Origin of the sequence: Moorena sp. SIO1G6 (assembly GCF_010672795.1) — a bacterium.
In the GTDB taxonomy this organism is placed as follows: domain Bacteria; phylum Cyanobacteriota; class Cyanobacteriia; order Cyanobacteriales; family Coleofasciculaceae; genus Moorena; species Moorena producens.
The window spans coordinates 1-20,354 of sequence record NZ_JAAHFZ010000003.1 but is presented as its reverse complement, the minus strand read 5'-3'; the positions used below and the strand labels follow the sequence as shown (position 1 = coordinate 20,354).

The window sequence follows — 20,354 nt, the reverse complement described above, 5'->3', positions numbered from 1 at the left end:
AGTGGAGCCTTATTTCATGAGTTTTAACCCTTTTTTGCATAGCCTGTCGCCTATAAAGGCTCCACTCTTCTTACGGTAACTTCTAACCAAGCCCTTTCAGCAGCAGCCTGTCGGGCGGTAGAGTTTAAATCATTAGCAAATGGGAAGTTTTTAGCTAGTATTTTAGAATACTTACTAAGGTCGTACTTGCCAGTCCCTTTATTGTCCATCCACAAACGAATACAACTGTTTCGGATCAACTTGACTGTCCGAATCGCTTCGTCGATGGCTTGATATTGAAGGGGTTTACCGTATGCTTTGAACTCTAATATGATCACCGAATTTCGACCTCTATTCGATAGAATATTACCCTAACACGTTTTAAATAAAACGTCAAGTTATGACTTAATTTTTTTCACGGCGACTAAAGTCGCTACCTGGCTTTCATCCCCGGTTTAAAAACACGGGGCTTTCAGCCTGGAGCAGTCCCGTAAGTTATTGGTGATTGAGAGATTGCTAAGGACAGTTAGCACTATTGGCCAGATCAGGGATTAGAGATTCAACACTAATCCCTGATTTGTTCCATACTCTTAATCCCCTCAAGCTTAAGTAAAAATTCTTCTGTCAACTTGAAGAATGCTTTAGAGCCAGCAGAATTAGGATGAGCGATAACTACAGGACTAAAACTATCCACAGCTTTAGCAACATTAACATCCATGGGAATGCGAATTTTAAAAATTTGGTTGCTATCGAAATCGTTATCAACTCGCCTCATCACTTGCTTATAGTACCTACCCATCAGTCCACCGCCTGACAAAATAAAGATAATCCCCAACAGCTGCAAGTTAAGAGGACTATCCTGCTGATGACTTTCTTTGAGCCTGGCAATCCGTCTTTCTAGAAGTTGAATCCCTACAATAGATAAAGGTTCTGGTCTGGCTGGTAGCAGATATAAATCACTAGCCACAATGCCACTGCGAGTCAAAAGATTGTACCCAGGAGCGCAATCTAAAATAATAAAGTCATAGTTAGGGATAATCGGCTCTAATATCCCTTTGATTAATAAACTTTCAAAGCGGCTCCAAACCTTACTAAATTCCACCTCCCCTTCCTGAATAGATTGCTTATGGAGTAGATCAGAGACTACATATTCATCATAAAGCTCAATATCTCCCGGCAATAAATCCAATCCTTTGATATTACAATTATCAGTTTGAATAATATCCTCAATTGTTAAGCGACTGCGATAGCTAGGTTTAGTGACTTTGTCAATTAAGCGGCTTAATGTCCGTCTGCCTTTTCTAGCTTTAGCAAATGCTTGGGGCTGCATTAAGCTCAAGGTTCCACTAATTTGGGTATCTAAATCGACCACCAAAACCCGCTTATTATGATTTTTGGCTAAGCAAGTCGCCAAGTTGACGGTGAGGGTGGTCTTGCCCACACCACCTTTCATATTGACTGTACTAATGACTAATCCCATTGATAAACGTGATCTTGCCATGACACTATTTATCATCATTCAGTATTATTGGTTACTAGGCAAGAATTCCGATGGATTACTATGATTTACCCTTGGGCAGTCCGCAATCATTCGGTAAGTCGTCGAGAGTCACACCCAAGGCTTGACACAGGGCTTTCATCTGTGGAATAGTCAGCTACCTTAAACCTGGATAAATTCTGCATTACCTGCATTACTTACCAATGGGTTTATGGTGAGTTGATGCGATCGCAAAATTGCTGAAAATTCCCCTAGACCAGATTGTACCTGTTGAATGCTCGGTTGAATAGTTGGTTGAATGCTCCGTTGATGTGATCGTTGTGTATCGTGGTTCAAGGTCTGCTCAAAACAGCATGTATCTTTTTGGAGCTTATGGGCTGAAATTATTACCCAGTATGGATTTCAGCTTGGATGTCGCCTCCCCAGATAATCAGTATAAACCATTCTGGTACAAAATCTGGAAGAAACCCTGGGAAAATCTTCAAAGGCAATCCAGGTTCATGAAATTCAGCCGTCGGTTTTTAAGCAGGGTAAGCGCCAGAAAAATTGAGCCAAAATGTGATATATGGCAAGGATTATGACCATATTAAGCCTTGATTTTCAGCACTATTGCAATTTCTTCTTAATATTATTTATAAAAATTATTCTTTATTGATTCTTTCCCTTACCCTCGGTTTTGATGGATTTATAGCATTTTTATTTGAGTTGTGAACAGAATCCTTAGGGAAAGGTAAGAGGCAAGAGGCAAGAGGCAAGAGTTAATCAAGTATATAGGGGTTTTTGGTAATAAAAAAATGGTAGTCCTTGTTTACAAATCATTTGGAAATGCTATATACCAACTTGCCATAGCCAGATTTGTTATGTATCCTAACTAAATACCCCCCAAAATTGGGGGGATTTCAGCTAGGGAAAAGGTATTTGGCGAAACCTGAACTGTTATGAAACCTTTTCCCTTTTCTTTTTTAGGTTAATCAGAAACCAAGGCTTCCTAAACCTCCAAAAGGAAGATTTTTAGGTAATGTTAGTGAGATTGATGGTGAGATTGATTTCCCCGTTTTCCTTTGATCATGGAAGCAGCACCAAAGGCACCAAATACTAACATACCCAATACCGAGGTAGGTTCGGGAACTTTAACACCACCATTGATGAAGAATAATGTCCGGTCATAGACCTTGCCACCAACGTCTCGCCCTAATTGTCCCCCGAATATATCTCCATCATCGAAGTGAATGCCACCGTAGATGCGAGAAATACCAGCTTCATCAGCAGCATCGGAAAATGTCTCCCAAAACAGGGTGACTTGATCCGTGGGAGTCAAACCAGGTTCAAAAAGAGAGGAACCAGGGAGAAAAGTTACTGAATTGCCGAAGTAATCACTACCGGTAAATAGCTTAAAAATCTCAGCTGCAGCAGCACTGAAAGCACTATGTCCTGAGGTAAATTCCGCAAAGGGAGGGGATGGATCGGCACCAGGAGTTTGGTAGGTAATGAAATCACTAGCTAATAGCCTTATGGTTCCTACTCCTGGTCCACCATAAGATTCGATCGCAAAGCCTCCCAGCTCCTGATCGAATTCACCAATCAAGCCCAGCTCACCTAGTTCGCGGATCGCTCGGACAGGACGAGTATAGTCGTAGAAGACTTTTGCTTCCCAAGTCGCAATGCCCGCATCCAAAACTGCATTCCCCAGACCAAAGTAAAGTTGGATATCTTCATCTAGGGTTTGGTTATCCCGTTCAGAGACGAATGAACCAAAACTCATCCAAGTTCCAGGAGGGAAGGGGGTGCCAGAGGGGTCTTCCCAGAACTCAGCCACTAGTTTTTGCTCATCGGTGAGATTAGCGCTGACCTCAACGATGCGCTCAGCTTGGTCGATAAACCCAGGGTTAACAACGTCAGTATTAATCTCGCCGTCTTCGTTAACCAGACTAACCTCTGTGCCATCTTCAAGGGTGACGGTACGCTCCTCCCGATTCAGAGTACCCTCTACACGCAGAAAAGGTTCTGGTGCTGGTGGTCGAAATTCAGAGCCAGAGTTCAAGGCAAAGGGAGTAACATTGCCCCACTGGGGAGTCAGAAACCGTTGCAGCCTGGCATCCGGGCTGCCAATTGGTACCCGTTCTGGTGTCCAGCGAGTGATATCGACGATGTTATCGGAACTGTTCACTGGTCGATAACCAGTGGTGTCGGAGTAAGGAACACCAAGTGTACCCCTCGGGTCATTTCCTAACTGGTTGGAACCATCCTGACGTCGGAACTGCAATAAGCTGTTGGCTACTGTTTTACCAACGTTGGTAGCAGTAGGGATAGAAGCAGAGTTGCCAGCAAGCGATCGCACATCAGTCAGAAGCGAATCGAAGGAAGCAACCTCAGAGGGGAAAAGGTCCGAGAGGACGCTATGAGCGGCATAGCTAATCGCTAGGGACTTATTTTCCAAGGTGTTCTCAATATCAGGACGTTGCAGAGTATCCCCAAGAGTGGTGCTAATCGGGGTTCCTTCATAAGCCGACCAGGCATCGTACATGGCAGTACCCAAGATGCCATAGGCCCGGGAGGCTCCTGTCGGTCCCAATTGCGGGTTATTTTCTACGGCCCTCAAGGCTTGATTCACCCACAGATTAGCGCTGTTGTCTAGTGTCAGGTCTATGGCTTGTGCTGGTAAGCCCAGGGATAGACCTACGGTTGTTACTCCAATGGTTAGGAGTGAGGAGAGATGCTGTCGTTTTGTCAGCCCTTGATGGTGAGCCGAAAATAAATTTTTCATATTTACACCCGTGACTGGTTGTTCTTGAAAAGACCTTTTGCAAAAGTCAGTTTCTACGAGGTAACTACAGTAGTTATCACCCTGTTGTTGGCTTTTTATGCAAGAGGTCTAAAAATTGGACGGTAGATTGGACGGTTTTTACGAGGCAACTACAGTAGTTATCACCCTGTTGTTAGCTTTTTATGCAACAGGTCTAAAAATTGGACGATAGATTGGACGGTAGCAAAACGTCGTTACCGATCGGATTGGTTACCTGGGAAAAAGCAATGATGAGATCAGGTCGTCTCACCAATTTAGGAGAAAATTTAGGATAAATAGTCTCCCGAGAACACTACAGGGTAAGCATTCAGCATTCAGCATTCAGCATTCAGCATTCAGCATTCAGGTATCAGCATTCAGGTATCAGCATTCAGCTATTAGCATTCAGCTATCAGCATTCAGCTATCAGCCATTGGCAAACGGCTGACGGCTGACGGCTGACGGCTGACGGCACCTCAAGTAGCACCATCTGTAGCGCATATGCTTACACTACAGGTAAAAACACTGATGTCTTGCCGTTGAATCAAGTTCCAAAATAGATTCAAATAAGACCCATATTAGAGTAGCATGGTCAACGCATCTTGTCAATTAATTCGTAATAATTCTCAATAATCAAAAAAAATCGAAAAAAATTATCAATAAATTCTGCATTATTGTGGTTGTTGACAAGGCATTTTACACATATAGTGTTTTGTGAATTCAATAAACACTATATATAAGTCATAAAATTAGATGCGTTTACCCTGAACAGACTAGGAACTCTGAGCATAAATTCCTTAGATCTGGTTGATTAATCAGAGTCTTTGGGAGTTCTCGGTACTTGACACATAGGTCAAAATTTTTGGCTAGATTTAAATCCTTCACAGTTATCATCCGTATTTTCACAAACAACGTCAATCCTCATCAGTAAACTTCTTGGTAACTTTAAGAAATCTTCATAAAAGATATCCATATTTTCACAAGTTTCACAGAAACTGGGAATCGTCATGATTAGAGTTACCGCTACCAGGGTAAACCAGGACAAAATTCTGACCATAATTAGCTCAATCCCCCAGAGGCTAAAACCATCGCTAGATCAGGTTTACTGCCTTAAGTTAGTAGCACTTATTAATCACGTTTCTGTTATTGATTCGATTTGGCCAACCTCATGGTCATGATCTTCACAAATTAGTCTCGTATTTTCACAGCAAAAATTCCTGGTCATAATCAGAGTTACTGATAACGACCAGTAGTTTTCACAAATCCTCAGGTTTTGTTCACCTAATTGTCACAATCTTCACAGAGTTCGTATTTTGAGTAATATAGCAGTGGCCAGGGCAGTTAGGACATGACAAAAGTCTTAAACCTAAGTAAGCGCAAGAGTTTTACTTCTGACTTCTGACTTCTGCTATAACTCCCCAAAATTGCGGGGATTTCAGCTAGGGAAAAGGTATTTGGCGAAATTTGAACTGTTATAAAACCTTTTCCCTGTTCTGTTTCAGCTTTATTGACCTGAATCAGTAGTAAGCTAGATTCATTATTGAACCGTTGACTTGAGATGTTTATGCGCTAACCACTACTCGTCCTACAGGACGAGCCACACAAGTTAAAATCATCCCTTGCTGCCGTTCCTCGTCTTCCAGAGCGTCAGGCTGTTCATCATACTCTACCTTCCCTTCTATAAGCTTGCGCTTACAAGCACCACAGGCTCCCATGCGGCAACCACTTGGTAATGGCACCCCTTCTTGTTCCGCCACATCTAGGATCACATCCTCCGCATCACAGCTGACCTCTTTTCCAGACTCAGCAAAGACCACAGTGGGTTCATTAGAGGTTGATGGTGATTCTACTAGGTGTAGTCTAGGACGATTGTCCCCTTTGACTGGTTCAGGAGTTGTTGCTGCTGCTTTCTGTTTATTCTGTTTAGAGGGCTTTTTGCCGCCAAAGCTCTCTTCATGGTAGTTTTCCATGGGGAAGTCTAGACCGGCTAGCATCCCTTTCACCCCTGCCATAAAGGGATTCGGGCCACAGACATAAACAATGCGATCGCGAAAATCTGCAGCCATCTCTGCCAGCATGGCTTCATTGAGTCTTCCGGTATAACCGGACCAAGCTTGGTCGAGTTCTGGGCGAGTCGTGGTAATCGCCAGCTTAAAATTAGGGTGCAAAGCGGCCATCAACTGTAATTTCTGATGGAAGATGATATCTTGTGGGCTACGAGCACTGTGGACAAACACAACATCCACATCAGCACCGGTATCACAAAGCCATTTGGACATAGACATGATCGGGGTAATGCCACTACCTGCTGAAATAAACAGCAGTTTATCAGCCCTATGGTCAGCACAGGTAAATTTCCCCATTGGACCATTTAATCTCACCTCGGACCCAACTTTGATGTTGTCGTGCAACCAGTTAGACACCAAACCCGCTGGCACATCAGGAGCGTCCGCTGGTGCTGGAACTCTCTTGACAGTAATTTCCAAGGTATGAGGACGTGAGGGGGCCGAAGATATGGAGTAGGAACGCTTCACTGGTTTGCCATCAATCTCCAAATCGAGAGTGACAAACTGACCTGGCTTGTAGCTGAACAGTATTGGTGGTTCGGCAACGAAGCGAAATGTTTTCACATCATCGGTCTCATTAATGACCTGTACACAGCGGACAGTAATCTCACCCTTAGTCCACTGCTTGATTCCAGGGCTATTACCATCTACCAGGTTGGCTTCCTGGTTAGAGCCATAGAGCTGTAGGTCTTTGACCAACAACACAAATTCACCGATGCGGATGATATCATCTTCCTTCAGGAGCCAGTTTTGGTTAACATCTACCTCCTCATTATTGATCCGAGAGCCATCGGTGCTACCGAGGTCAGTAAAGAAACACTGTCCCCTTATGCATAGGATTCTGCCGTGTACACGACTGACGACAGGACTATCCAAGACTAGGTCACAGCTCGGATGGCGGCCAATCAGATACTCACCTTGAATTCCAGTTTCCGGTTTCAGGATTTTTTCCTGTAACTCGTTGGTTTGGTAGTTGATGACTGTAGTCGTAAGCATGTTTTGTGTCACTCCAAATTACCGAACTAATGGGTCAATTGCGTCAATTGCTGAAATTTATGAAGGGATTGTCCATTGTGAGTTCACAACTGATATCAACTTGTCTTCATCGGTAGTACCGATACTTTTTAGCTACCAGAATCTACCAAAAGCAGATCTTGGCTCACTAATGCAAGCTGATTTCTCAGCCAGGGGGTATCTCCCAAAGCCCGTAGGAATATCCCACGAGCGCCGTTAATGTCCCTATCCATTGTTCGGCCATCAACTTTTGATTTAATTACTTTGCTTGCGCCAATGTTGACTAACTCCCCAGTCCAGCTAACAGTCTTACTGGTATACGCCTCACAGACATCTACGACAATCTTTCCCGTTTCTTGGGCTTTATGTTTGAGAAATTCTTTAAAACGATAATGGGCAAAACAGAGCATATTGCGAACTGTCTTGGATAAGAGCTTGCGTACGCTTCTGTTCGACATCTGGGAAGTCTCAAAAGTGGGAAGCAATATCACATCGAAGTTGTCAACCAAAAACCTGGCAGCTTTATGATGAAGTTCGTTGACCAGATTTTGGATCCTGATAATCATCCGCCTAGCGGCTTTCCTTGTCCGACGCTTCTGTCCACCTTTAGCTTTACTGATCTTCGAGATTAGATTATCCAGGTGTTGGCATAAGCGTTGAATCCGAGAGAAATCGCCATTACCAATCTTTCCAACAGAAGTCTCGCTAAAGAATGTCAAAAAAGTCCTGACTCCAGGATCTAAAGCAACTACTCTACCTTGGTTTTCGGCTTTGATACTAGTTACCTTATGGGGGATTACAAGATAATAATCCCCATTTGTACTGGTTAATCGACAATCACAGATATTCTCAGGAAGAGTCTCAGTAAAGGTTACTACCCCTAGTTTGGTATGGTAAATGCCTTGAGCTGAAACCGCTGATTTGGGGATATAACAAGATTGAACAGGGTTCTTCCTAGACCTAAATCTAACACGATTAATCTGCGAAATCTTTTTATATTTATTCTTTGCCTCCCTAACAGCGGTGCAAGCATCCTTTATCGCTATAGACTTGATTTGATAAGGTACTGTCTTGCACCATTCAGGAAGGTTGTTTAATATTCCCGTTTTAATAGCTTTCCAATTAGCCTTGACTTCGCCATTTTCAAGTATTTTGACGGTTTTATTGAAAACGTAACGGGAAACTCCAAACCACTGACGAACCATAGAACGTTGTTCAGCGCTTAGGAACACTCGAATCTTCTTTGATTTTTTGGCCGTATTTTCGGAGTCCGTGGACACGGCTTGAGAAGACATGAATGATGGAGAGAATATCTGCGGTAAGTTCTGATTCCGGGCAGCTTTGAGATTGGTGGAGAACCAGGATTTTTCCACCGTTGATACTGACCAAGTACTCAATGAGTTCAAATCCGAATCGGGTAATTCGTTCTCTACAGGCAACAACAATTGTGAGCTGATATCCGCGCACAATCCGTTCCAGTATGGCTTTAAGTCCTTTCCTTTTGTAGTTGAGTCCTGACCCAATGTCAAAGATGATTTCTGCTTCCGGGAAGAGGGAATGCACGTAGGCGATTTGTCTGGCGAGGTCGTCTGTTTGCTTGTTGCTACTGACTCGACAATAACAGATGGTTGTTGGTTGCCTTGGTTGTCGTCGCCCAAGACTAAGCAAGCTTTCTGTGTCAAAGAGCCTAGTTTATCCTGGGGTCTTCTCACATCTGATCGTCCCATCATCTGCATACTTCCTTAAAGTGTTTTTGGAGACTCCCGTAAGTTCGACCGCCTTAGGGAGTGGTACAAGCGTCATCGATGTAATCTACCATTTAATTGTAGATAGTGGTAGATTAGTGAATATTTTTATAAACTGTCAGAAGCCCTCGGCCTGAGCCACAAGTAAGTGTTTTACCAGTGGCTATATAATTATCAGCCTTTTTTTTTGTTTTTATGAAAAATTCTCTTTTTTTACGGTATATCCTCCTCGTTTCACCCTGTTGAATGTACTATCTGGGATCACCTTGGACTAGTCGTGATCACCTGATTGATTGTTCTCATCTTTGCGGTTTTTTAGCAGCTTGGTGCGCTTATCAGAACGATTTTGCTGGCGAGATTCCCTGAGTATAGTGCGTTGGTTAGAAGTACTAGTTTTCTGGCGCTCTTTGATGGTGCTCAGTACTTTATAAGGGTCCCGTCCATAGTGGGGATACAATATTGGTAAGTTTTCTTGCTCCTTACCAAGTTCTTCTAAAACCTGATAATGTTGCTGATCGTTGATACCCAGTTCATCCCGGATCTGCTGGAGAACCTCGAGACTACTAGCGGAATTCACATGTCCAGCTTGGATGGCTTCTCTTAGCACCCCTTTGTATACCCCCAAGCGGTATTGTTGGTTAGCACCCGGTAGGGTTTTAGCCAGGATGTGTAATTCCTCAGGTTTGAGATCATCCACGGAACGACCTTCCAGAAATTCCGAGAAGTCCAGGGGTAGCTTCTTGAGTTGACGGCGCAACTTGTCTGCCAAACTCTCCTGGGTATATTGGTGGGAACTACGACCCCAAGTTTGATAAAGCCATAAGCTGCTGACTAGAATCACTACACTCTGAAACAGGAATTGCACTAGAACAGGGAACCGATTAATTTCGGGACGACCCCCGTAGATGAAGAAGAAGTTAAACGCAATAAAGGTACAAATGGAAAAGACTCGGTGCAATACTTGCTCGTGAGTGATAGATTGGTTTTTTCGCCACAGAGCAGCTTTGTATGTCTTCTCTAGCTTGGTACAAATTAGACAACTGAGCGCCACGAAGACAACGAAGGTAAGAGGAGTTGCCACCAGTTTAGGAATCGCAATCGGGTGATTCATGATGTAAAACCCTGGCTTGAAAAGCGCACCTAACTGATTCTCTTCATGGGTCCAAGCCCCAGACAGGTAATAATCGAAGTTTCCTGCATACAACCAGTAGTAGACGAAATAGCCAATTACCATGCCTAAATAACCGTATTGGACTAATTTCCGACCAGGCTTAGTCAGTTGTTGCCAGTAGGCTTTTTCGGAATCGATATCCATACAAGGGGACTTACAACTGATACAGGCACTTTTTTCTTGACCTGTGGTCTTGTCTAGGGTGCGGCACATGGACTGGGTAATGGTTTTTGGCGGTGCGTTGTGAGCTTCAGTGCCAAGCAATCCCCGTGGTCCAGTAAATACCATCTGAACCATGCCAAATGGACAGACATAATGACACCAACTTCTGCCACCATAGAGGAATACCATCATCATGGCGGATACGATAGTCAAGCTCAGAAACAAACCCAGAACCAAGCGGTCAGAGTTAACAAATAGAATCCGGCAGTTCAACCCGATAAAGAAAATGGCAAACTGCACATATAAATGGTTACGAACTAGCCAGGGATTTTTGCTGATATCCCCCTGTGGCTGCAACCCCAAAGCTCTGGGAATTTGGGACAGAAAGTAAAGTGGGCAAATGCGTCGCCAAGTCTCATGACCAAACACCAAGACAATCATGATGGCGCTAGGCACGATCATGCCCCAAAACATTCGCGCTCCCAGGGCATAGGGTTTCTCATCTAGGCATACTCCCTGGACTTGAACACATGGGTCTCGGGTGAGTATGGGATCTCGAAATAGGCTGAATAGATTATCAGGATCAGTTAAATTGTGTGAGATCGGGTCATAAAACAACGAGACAATTAATATTAGCCAACTAATCACTAGCACCCAACGGACTCGGTGCCAACTTTGTTCTGGTACCTTTGACAGCATCACTTTAACCCCCTTTTGCTCCATTATGAGAAACAACTTCAGCCATTGACAGTACCCGTTTGGATAATTCCTAACAGCTAGCACCGAAACTAAATCCTGATGATGAGAATTACCCATGCCTGGGCATGATCTGTTCCATAAAACCAACCAGCTTTAGGTCAAGCCTCTTAAGCTTGGGTTTGTGGGCAACCTAACTAACACCATTGGTTTGTGTCACCAGTTACTTATCTGGTTGAGTCCACACCTTTTATGCAGTTTCCAAATTTTTATAGCACTAAGCATTAAGAGGACATTGATACAAGCTTAAAAGCTGTTGTATTCAACTTTTGCATGGATGCATGCCTCTTGCCTTGGGCGTAGCGCCATAACATCATGAGCTTACAAAAAAAATGCATATGGTTCTAATCTGACAGTTGGGTAGACATCGCCCTACTTGCTGTCAGAAACAGAATTTGTTGGAGCTGGTCGAAAGCACTATTAGCTCTACCTGATGTGGTTGGGTAAGCTAGGCTTTGGCCAGTTTTGAATAGGCTTACAGGTTATGGAGAGCTTTTTAAACAGCTCTGGGTGCTCTCTCTCTTGTCTCAATCATCAGTACCAACTGCTCCCATTCGACAGCGGTTTAGGGGAAATTACCTCTCGTCAACATAGGTGTAACTAGGTTTAACCAGTAGGGGTCACTAAACTAGGCATTAATCACCACTGAGGCGGTTGGCCAGTTGGGACAGCTTGGTTAACCCCTCAATTGAGGTTATAGATGGATCTCAACAGCTCCCAGGAGTTAATCCACAAACTAACCGAATCTTGACAGCGAATCATCATATGCACCCTTCTCATGATTTGAATAAAGGATTTGTAGGTTTGTTTAGCTTCACAGATAGTTTACCAAAGCAATTCACCAACTTTACTAAAAATTTGCATAAATTTATTTCAAGCCCTGGTAAAGCTAAACCAAGGTCGCTTTAAATACTTGGCAGTAAGGGATTCAGGAGTCTGATCCCCTTTCAGGGTAAACGCATCTTATTTTGAAATGCCTACTGGATATGAGATTAATAAGATAAGTATTTATGCTTATTAATTTTGAAATCTCTTCTGAGTAAGGCTTTTAGAATTTAGATGCGTTTGCCCTGGATCCCCTTTTCCCGATTAATTGTAGCTGTTGATACCAATATTAGCTTAGGGATAACAATAATCTATAATTTATTTTATAGGCATACTAAGCTTTGATATCTTGAAGCGAATATCTTGAAGCCATGAGTTGCTCGTCCTACCCATTAATCGTAGCTGTTGATACCAATAATTGAATTGAAAACTTAGTATCTAGCGATACTAGGTTTTCATGTCTTCAATCCATTTTGACGTTTATTTTGAGAATAATAGCATTTTTGGCGTTGCTCAACTTAACGATTAATTATTGAAAGCATTAGCATCTTGGCTCCCTAAATCGACCCATGCTGTGGGGTGTCCAAGACTTCACTACATCGCTTTTCCCATCAATCCTAGTTTCGCACATCCAATAAAAATGCTATAGTAACTTTCATTACATTAGGGGAATCAAAATAATGAGCGCCAGAATGGGCGCTTTTTGGGTTTAAGGGTATCGGTCTTGTCCTGATTAACTGGCGTCTGATCAGCCTCTACACCTAATTGTGGAGATTTGGACTGTGGGGATTTTCGATTAGGAATTTCTTTACCCAACTTCCAGTCATTGTCAGCCTGCAATAAAACATAGGTAGCCACATTTTCAATCTCCTGCTCAGTTAGCTTTTTCTGGAAGGAGGGCATAGCGTTTTTCCCATTGGTTACCTGGGTTTTAATTTTTTCCAGGTCATACATCTTATATCGTTTCAGGACAGCTTTCTTCAAGGTTTTATTGGCCATAATCACGTTATTGCCACCGATATGACAAGCAGCACAATTCTGACTAAAAACCTGAGCTCCCTGAGCGGCATCACCAGCGAGGGCTGGACGTTCTAGAGCAAATGTAAACCATACCGTAGCAGTCAACAGGATTGATAGCAGCTTCTTCAAGGGTATTCTCCTTCTGATCAAAACAGATAGCAGGCTACAGAGTGGCCTATAATTATTCCTCAGAATGACTGTAAACCTTAGAAGAACTGCTGTCAAACCTAAGAACCAAGACTATCAATGAAGGAAGCAGACCGACTACATATGAATCGGGATAGCCTGACTGATCAAAATGTCATAAACTGTAAATAACCTCTAGCACCAAAATTAACCTAAATAAAATTAAACCAAAATTAACCAGTAATCTATGAGTCCTCTGCCCCATCATCGCCCTAAACAACTCTCCCTAGGTCCATTGGAACGAGAAATCTTGGAGATTATCTGGGCATTAGGTTGCGCTACTGTCAAAGATGTCCATGAACAGATTTTGGCTGACCCAGATCGGGAATTAGCTTATGCTTCAGTGACCACAGTGCTACGCCGCTTGACCCAGAAAGGTTGGCTCAGTTGTGATAAACGACAGCGTACCTTTTTATGGAGACCCTTAGTGTCTCGGCAAGAAGCCCAGGTACTCGCAGCCCATGACCAGCTCAATCGCTTTTTAGCCGTAGGCAATCCGGATGTAGTTGCTGCCTTTGCCGATAGCTTAGATGCAGCCAGTGTGGAACAAATTTCTGCGATCGCACAACGACTGCAAGCAGCACGTCAAAGGCGGAAGGAGGAAAAATAATGCATGTGGTGATGATTATAGCAGCATTAGGGCTGGCTTGCTGGCACAGGCACACAAGCTACCAACTTCCTGGGAGTTTGCCCAGGCGCTGGCAACAGGTACTAGTGCAATTTCTTGCTCCACCCCTACTTCTCCTAACCACTGCTTTGGCTGTCCTATCCATGGGGCCAAAGGGACAAATGATCGGGTTACGCACCGACTGGCTCAGCTACTGCCTAGCCCTAGGATTTCTGGGTTGGGCAGTAGTGTTGTGGCTAAAGTCAGCAAAGCTTGGTTGGCAGTCTTTGCAACAAGTTCGTTCCTTACCCCAAATTTGCTTAATAAATGGGCAATGGCAAAATGGGCAATGGGAAAGGGTTGAAAACTGTCCTGGCTTAACTCCAACCCCTGAATCCCTAGCTAGTCAGGGTCAATTGGCTCGTCTTTTAGACACTCCCATACCCTTTATTGCTCAGATTGGCTTTTGGCAACCCGAACTTGTGGTCAGTCAGGGACTCCTAGAAACTCTTTCATCGGAACATCTAGAGGCTGTGATCACCCATGAGCAAGCTCACCACCATTACCGAGATACCTTCTGGTTTTTCTGGCTAGGATGGATTCATCGAATTACCGCTTGGTTACCAAATACAGAGTCATTGTGGCAAGAACTATTGAATCTACGAGAAATCCGTGCTGACCATTGGGCCGCTAAACGGGTCGATGCCCTATTGTTGGCAGAATCACTGTTGACTATGGTTAGCAGTCCCATGATAACTACGGAAAATTTCTGTGCTCCCTTTAGTAGACCTGTGCCTCCCAGTCGCTTCCAAGAGAGAATCGATGCACTCTTGACAGAGCCAGAGTCTGCCACTGGTACTAGCTCCTGGAATTACTCCTGGAATTGGAGTTGGTTGCTATACGTATTATTACCCCTATTGGTTGTACCGTTTCACCAATAAACTTAAGGGCAACAGGCATTACCACAGGCATTAGGCCACAGGGAAAGGGGAAAAAAATATTTTTTTTGGTCTTGACGTCGCGACATAGTGATGTAACTATATAAATATATCGCGACAAAAGGAACGAACACACAAAACACGATAGTAAAACACTTAAATAAACCCCGTAAGTGTAGTAACTACCTAAGTGTATTAACCAGTGTATTAACCCATTGTCATGATATCACGATATACCAATAGAAGTATATCGTGACAAAATGTGCCAAACTTATAAGAGGACAATCACATGTTGCTCTCTCTGGAGCTAGAGGACAAGGACATTGGTTCACAAAAAGACAGATCCCCGGTATGCATTACTGCGAGGACATATTCCCAAACATCTACTAAAGCGCTTCCGCAACTACTGTGTCGAACACGAACTTGACTACAGTGAAGGACTAGAAGATGCGCTGACTAAATTTTTTCAGTACCTAGACAGCAGCCAACAATTAGCAGTTCCAGCACAAACTCCTACCATTGCTGATCTGATTCATGGCTGGAACTTGGAAGAACTATCACGATTAAGTGAAGTTAGCGTTGAAAACCTCCAAGCCATCTTGGAAGGAAACCGACCCACAGATGATGATCTGATTGGTTTGGGTGTAGTGCTATGCAAGAACAATGATGAACCTTGGACAACCGATGAGTTAGTGGAGATTCGCGATCGCTGTTTCTACGGTTTTCCAAAATTGTCGAGCAACAGCGAGTCGCCAAGGATTCAATAACCGTGATCGGACTAACAGCTGCCAATGGTGATTGCTATCAGAGGGGATTTTTTACAGAAATTATCGGTTTTTGAAGCGATTTTTGGCTAAAATCAATCCTGCCAGTTACTGTACTATGGAAGCCGTCGGTTACTTAGATCAACAACCATAAATCAACAACCATAGATCAACAACCATAGTTAGCCATAGTAGTTAGCCATAGTAGTTAGCCATAGTCTCCGTTGGTCCGGTTTAACTTGTTTAACAGCAACACTCACTACTCAGCGTGTCATTTTAGGTTTCAGTCTTCAACAATGGACAATTTCTTTTTCTCAGGGTGCCATCTATCAGTTACCACGGAAAGCTTCAATATTGAAGCTCCATCACGATTAGCAGCTTACGCTCTAAGGCGACATGCTAGTGAGCTGGCTGTATCTGCTCAAAAACTCAGGCTTCAACGGGCTATTGTATCTTGGCCTGGATGCGAGCGACCTTACCAAATTCCCACCTCCATACTCAGGAGCCAGACAACTATGACCGGACCAGTACGCCAAGACGGAACCTATTTGCTAGGAGCGAACTACCTTCGTGTTAATGATTTTATCAAAGAAAAGCGTCAAGAAGGTCTAATTGTAGTAATTACGTCAATGTGGAATGATGTTTGCTTACACACCAATGACCTACTTGCACCAGAGCGGGGTATTCTCCAACCCCATCAGTGGACTGGCTTTAATTATCGCTACTTGTGGCGTGATAGTCGGGATGACTATAACGAACTAATTGATCGATTGACTCGGGAGCGTTACATTCCCAAATTCCAGTACACCCTCAGGCGTCCCGATGGCACATTAGGCCGCTATGAGACGGATTATTACCTGGTAGAGGATTATCTGAACGTACCAGTGCGCATTGGTGTCAGCGATGTCAATGCTTGGGAACTGATATCAGAACCCTTAGCAAGTTAGTTTCCATTTAGCTGTCCGGCAAAAGAAGCCCCACAACGAACATGCGCAGCATGAGTGTTTAAAGTTACCGTAAGGATAGGGTCGCCTTAATTAATAATTTTTAACCCTTCTCTGCATAGTCTGTCGCCTGTAAAGGCTCCACTATCCTAAGGTTTCGTCTCCAGGGATGAATTTTGCACAGAGTCTTTCGGGACAGGAAAACGAGCTATTAAACTTCTGATTAATTCAGATTGAGTCATTCCTCTTCGTTCTGCTTCCTGTAAGAACTGCCTTTTTTCAAAATCGGTAAGTCTGATAATCAACTTCTTGTCTTTCATTATGGGTTGTCGCATGTGTACAGGCATGTGATCATCAGAGTAGGTCGATCAAACAGGAAGCAAGGGATGAAACTAGCGTATCAATACCGATTAAAACCAACAAAAGAACAAGTAGCTAAAATTGATAAATGGTTGTCAATGCTTTGTGCCCAGTACAACTATTTGTTGGCGGATAGATTGGCCTGGTATGAACAGAATCGCTGTTCCATTAATGCTTGTCCTCTTGTTTGTCATCTCCCTGATTTAAGAAATAATCCAGACTACTACAGCCAAGTGCGATTCGTTGACTATAAACTTCAAACCAATTAAAGGTCAGAAGGAGGATTAGTCGCTAGGTCAGGAAACTGACTCTGATAACTTGATAACCATGATGGTGAAACTCCATCCCTCGCGAAATCCGAGTGACAGCCTTACCCTGATTTATGAACATAACAAACTCATAGATTAATGCAAGGGTCGAACAGTGAAGCATCCTTAACCTGAACAGATGTTAGTAACAGGCAGGGACTCATGGGTACGCAAGAAAGATACATCCGAGTTAAATAGGTGTAGCGAAATAAGGTTTGATACGCTACAAACAAATAGTTAAAGGAAAACAAATGGATTATGTAGTTTTGGCTCTACATAATGATTTCCCTAATTCCCGGTGAATAGTATCGCCCTAAAAGTCCGAAAAAATGGTTATCAGGAACGAAGTAACTCCTATATATACTCTCAGAAAGGTCGAATATTCTGAGTAGGTAGTTAGCCGTAAGTTATATGGGAGCAAGATTGAATCAAAAGCTAATACCTGGAGTAACATCCAGGATACGCCGACAGATTCACGTCTATAGGAAAAGATATAGTTGTAAGTAGTAATGAATATGTCTAAAACCCAGGGAAACCAGACGGTGGAATGGAATAGGGTAAATTGGCGTAAGCTAGAAAAAGTCTTATTTAAGTTACAAAAACGAATATATCGAGCCTCACAACGTGGTGACGTCCGTGTGGTAAGAAAGCTACAAAAGACCCTAATGAAATCCTGGACAGCCAAAATGATTGCGGTCAGGCGGGTTACCCAGGAAAACAAAGGTAAGAAAACTGCCGGAATAGACGGGAAAGAAGCCTTAACCCATAGGCAACGACTCGCCCTGGTAGTTAACCTAAAAATCCATAAGAAGGCAAAACCAACAAGAAGGGTTTGGATACCAAAACCTGGAAAAACGGAAAAGCGACCTTTAGGAATCCCGACCATATATGACCGTGCTTTACAGGCACTTGCTAAACAGGCATTAGAACCTGAATGGGAAGCAAAATTTGAACCCAACTCTTATGGGTTCAGACCAGGACGCTCATGTCACGATGCTATTGAAGCAATATTCAAAGCCATTGCCCAAAAACAAAAATGGGTTCTAGATGCAGATATTGCCAAATGCTTTGACAAAATCAACCATGAAACGCTACTAACAAAATTAAATACATATCCATCCTTAAGACGTCTAATAAAGTCCTGGCTCAAAGCCGGAGTGATGGACAATGGAACATTCTCACCTACAAAAGAGGGCACTCCTCAGGGTGGAGTTATATCTCCACTCCTGGCAAATATAGCCCTCCACGGAATGGAAGAGCACATCAAACAATATGCAGAAACATTAAAAATAAAAGGGAGGGCTAAAACACAAAAGAGAAAGGCAATGAGTTTGATAAGATATGCTGACGACTTCGTAATCATACACGAAGACCAAACCACAGTAGAAGAATGTCAAAAAATTATTAGCACATGGTTGAAGGATATAGGGCTGGAATTAAAACCAAGTAAAACAAAAATAGCCCACACAACGGACGGATTTGACTTCCTAGGATTCAATATACGTCAATACAATGTAGGTAAAAATCAGTCAAAACAAGGTTTTAATACCATCATAAAACCATCCAAAGAAAGCATCCAAAGACATTATAGGCAGCTCTCAGACAAAATAGACCGTCATAGAGCCGCCTCCCAAGAGGCACTAATAAAATGCCTTAAACCTATTATACTCGGATGGTGCAACTACAATAAAACAGTATGTAGCAAAGAAACATTCGAGAAAATAGGATACATGTTATGGAATAAGCTTCAAAGATGGGGATACAGAAGGCATCCTAATAAATCTAAAAACTGGGTAACCAAGAAATATTGGGGAACCTTAGGAAAGGATAGATGGATGTTTATGACTAGTAAAGATAATTACTTACCTAGACATGCCAAGGTAGAAATTATCAGACACACAAAAGTCAAAGACACCAGAAGCCCTTATGATGGAGACCTAATCTATTGGAATACCAGAATGAGAAAGCATCCTGAGATGACCAATCAGAAGGGAAGGCTTTTAGAACGGCAAAAAGGGTTTGAAGTTACCGTAAGATAGTGGAGCCTTTATAGTTGGTAGGTTATGCGTAAAAGGTTGAAGTCTTTTGTAGTAAGGCGACCCTATCTAAGGTTTCGTTTCCGGAAATGCGCTCATTGTGGTCTTACCTTCAGGGAAGGAGATTTACTAGAAAAGCATCACATATTACCACGCGCACTAGGTGGAGATGACCAAGATAAAAATCTAGAGTTACTACACCTCCACTGCCACGACAACAAACATGGAACAAGGATTGACTCTAATAAACTAGACCAACATCCGTTCTAAGAGGTACCAATGACAATGGTTCCTATGACGAGGAGCCGTATGATGCGTGCATTGTCACGTACGGTTCTGGAGACGAGTCGGTGAGGCGACTCATCGACTTAGTTTAATAAGAAGACCTTACCGAATCTCAAGAAAACTCATCCTTGGTACAAGGACATCCGTGCGATTCGTTGGCTAGAAATCATACCTAAATAAGGTTTGGGGGATTAGCCGCTTGGTCGAAAAGAACCATGACAACTTGATAACCATGATGGTGTAAATCCATCCCTCGCGAAATCCGAGTGAAAGCCCTACCCTGATTTATGGACATAACAAACCCATGGATTGATGCAAGGGTCGAATAGCGAAGCATCCTTAACCTGACCGATGTTAGTAGCAGGCAGAGAACTCATGGGTACGAGAGAAAGGTATGTTTGAATCATCGTCATTGTAGTGTAGCGAAAGAAGGTTTGATACGCTACAGACAAAAAAGTCAACGGAGTTAGGATTACAAAGTTGGATTTCCTTGTAACGATTTCCCATATAACTCCCGGTGAATAGTACCACCCTAAAAGTTCACAGAATGGTTATCAGGAACGAAGTAACCTCACATGCACTCTCAGTAAGGTCGATTACTGAGTAGGTAGTTAGCCGCAAGTCATGTGTAGGAAAGATAGAGTCAAAAGCTAACGTCTAGGGTAATGCCTAGGATATGCTGACAGACTCACGTTACAGGAAGAGATATAGTTGCCAGTAGTAATGAATCATAAATGTTGAATTCCAAGAGTTATGTACCTAAAATTAGATACACTACACCCTGACTGACGGACACTTTTTTTTGTACATTTAGCAGTACATTTAGGCGCAGGCATCAAATTCCTGAATCAGGCAGAAGGTAATCTTCTGATAATAGCGGTCACGAGCTTTTTGGGAAGGGAAACAAG

14 protein-coding genes and 2 pseudogenes are annotated in these 20,354 nt (G+C 43.0%); 7 read left to right on the top strand and 9 right to left on the bottom strand.

The window, feature by feature from the left end:
• Positions 1 to 86: 86 nt before the first annotated feature.
• The 9 genes and pseudogenes from F6K63_RS04420 to petJ all read right to left on the bottom strand — a co-directional run.
• A pseudogene (locus F6K63_RS04420) lies at positions 87 to 317 on the bottom strand (RNA-guided endonuclease TnpB family protein); the annotation flags it as partial.
• A gap of 227 nt (positions 318 to 544) precedes the next feature.
• Positions 545 to 1,459 (bottom strand): ParA family protein, encoded by a 915-nt coding sequence (locus F6K63_RS04415; protein WP_287257143.1) that lies wholly within the window; start codon positions 1,457 to 1,459, stop codon positions 545 to 547.
• A gap of 180 nt (positions 1,460 to 1,639) precedes the next feature.
• Positions 1,640 to 1,813, bottom strand: a complete 174-nt coding sequence (locus F6K63_RS04410; protein WP_154659983.1) for a hypothetical protein — start codon at positions 1,811 to 1,813, stop codon at positions 1,640 to 1,642.
• A 685-nt stretch (positions 1,814 to 2,498) separates the two neighbouring features.
• Positions 2,499 to 4,241, bottom strand: a complete 1,743-nt coding sequence (locus F6K63_RS04405; RefSeq protein WP_287267799.1) for a vanadium-dependent haloperoxidase — start codon at positions 4,239 to 4,241, stop codon at positions 2,499 to 2,501.
• A gap of 1,580 nt (positions 4,242 to 5,821) precedes the next feature.
• Positions 5,822 to 7,321 (bottom strand): 2Fe-2S iron-sulfur cluster-binding protein, encoded by a 1,500-nt coding sequence (locus F6K63_RS04400; protein ID WP_287310981.1) that lies wholly within the window; start codon positions 7,319 to 7,321, stop codon positions 5,822 to 5,824.
• A gap of 128 nt (positions 7,322 to 7,449) precedes the next feature.
• Positions 7,450 to 8,634: an RNA-guided endonuclease InsQ/TnpB family protein gene (locus F6K63_RS04395; protein WP_287310980.1), complete on the bottom strand. Its 1,185-nt coding sequence runs from the start codon at positions 8,632 to 8,634 to the stop codon at positions 7,450 to 7,452.
• Positions 8,555 to 9,007 (bottom strand): IS607 family transposase, encoded by a 453-nt coding sequence (locus tag F6K63_RS04390; RefSeq protein WP_287310979.1) that lies wholly within the window; start codon positions 9,005 to 9,007, stop codon positions 8,555 to 8,557. Before F6K63_RS04390 ends, F6K63_RS04395 begins: the two co-directional genes overlap by 80 nt.
• Before the next feature lie 348 nt (positions 9,008 to 9,355).
• Positions 9,356 to 11,116 carry a 4Fe-4S binding protein gene (locus tag F6K63_RS04385; protein WP_287310977.1) on the bottom strand — a complete coding sequence of 587 codons (1,761 nt, stop codon included), beginning with the start codon at positions 11,114 to 11,116 and terminating at the stop codon, positions 9,356 to 9,358.
• 1,554 nt (positions 11,117 to 12,670) lie between these two features.
• Positions 12,671 to 13,147, bottom strand: a complete 477-nt coding sequence (gene petJ, locus F6K63_RS04380; protein ID WP_008190952.1) for a cytochrome c6 PetJ — start codon at positions 13,145 to 13,147, stop codon at positions 12,671 to 12,673.
• 244 nt (positions 13,148 to 13,391) lie between these two features.
• Between petJ and F6K63_RS04375 the strand changes: the two genes are divergently transcribed.
• The 7 genes and pseudogenes from F6K63_RS04375 (at position 13,392) to F6K63_RS04345 (ending at position 19,431) form a co-directional block, all read left to right on the top strand.
• Entirely contained in the window at positions 13,392 to 13,814 is a 423-nt protein-coding gene (locus F6K63_RS04375; protein WP_008190954.1) for a BlaI/MecI/CopY family transcriptional regulator, read from the top strand.
• The gene (locus F6K63_RS04370; protein WP_008190958.1) at positions 13,814 to 14,752 is read left to right on the top strand and encodes a M56 family metallopeptidase; all 939 of its coding nucleotides are present in this window, start codon (positions 13,814 to 13,816) and stop codon (positions 14,750 to 14,752) included. The genes F6K63_RS04375 and F6K63_RS04370 overlap by 1 nt, the downstream gene beginning before the upstream one ends.
• Positions 14,753 to 15,072: 320 nt before the next feature.
• A complete protein-coding gene (locus F6K63_RS04365; RefSeq protein WP_008190960.1) occupies positions 15,073 to 15,516 on the top strand; it encodes a hypothetical protein in 444 nt (147 codons plus the stop codon).
• Between the two features lie 293 nt (positions 15,517 to 15,809).
• Entirely contained in the window at positions 15,810 to 16,460 is a 651-nt protein-coding gene (locus tag F6K63_RS04360) for a hypothetical protein (protein WP_071107140.1), read from the top strand.
• A 383-nt stretch (positions 16,461 to 16,843) separates the two neighbouring features.
• A pseudogene (locus tag F6K63_RS04355) lies at positions 16,844 to 17,050 on the top strand (helix-turn-helix domain-containing protein); the annotation flags it as partial.
• A 584-nt stretch (positions 17,051 to 17,634) separates the two neighbouring features.
• A complete protein-coding gene (ltrA, locus tag F6K63_RS04350) occupies positions 17,635 to 19,164 on the top strand; it encodes a group II intron reverse transcriptase/maturase (protein ID WP_353812960.1) in 1,530 nt (509 codons plus the stop codon).
• A 24-nt stretch (positions 19,165 to 19,188) separates the two neighbouring features.
• Positions 19,189 to 19,431, top strand: coding sequence for an HNH endonuclease (locus tag F6K63_RS04345; RefSeq protein ID WP_287310973.1), 243 nt, complete (start codon positions 19,189 to 19,191; stop codon positions 19,429 to 19,431).
• The last annotated feature ends 923 nt before the right edge of the window (positions 19,432 to 20,354 follow it).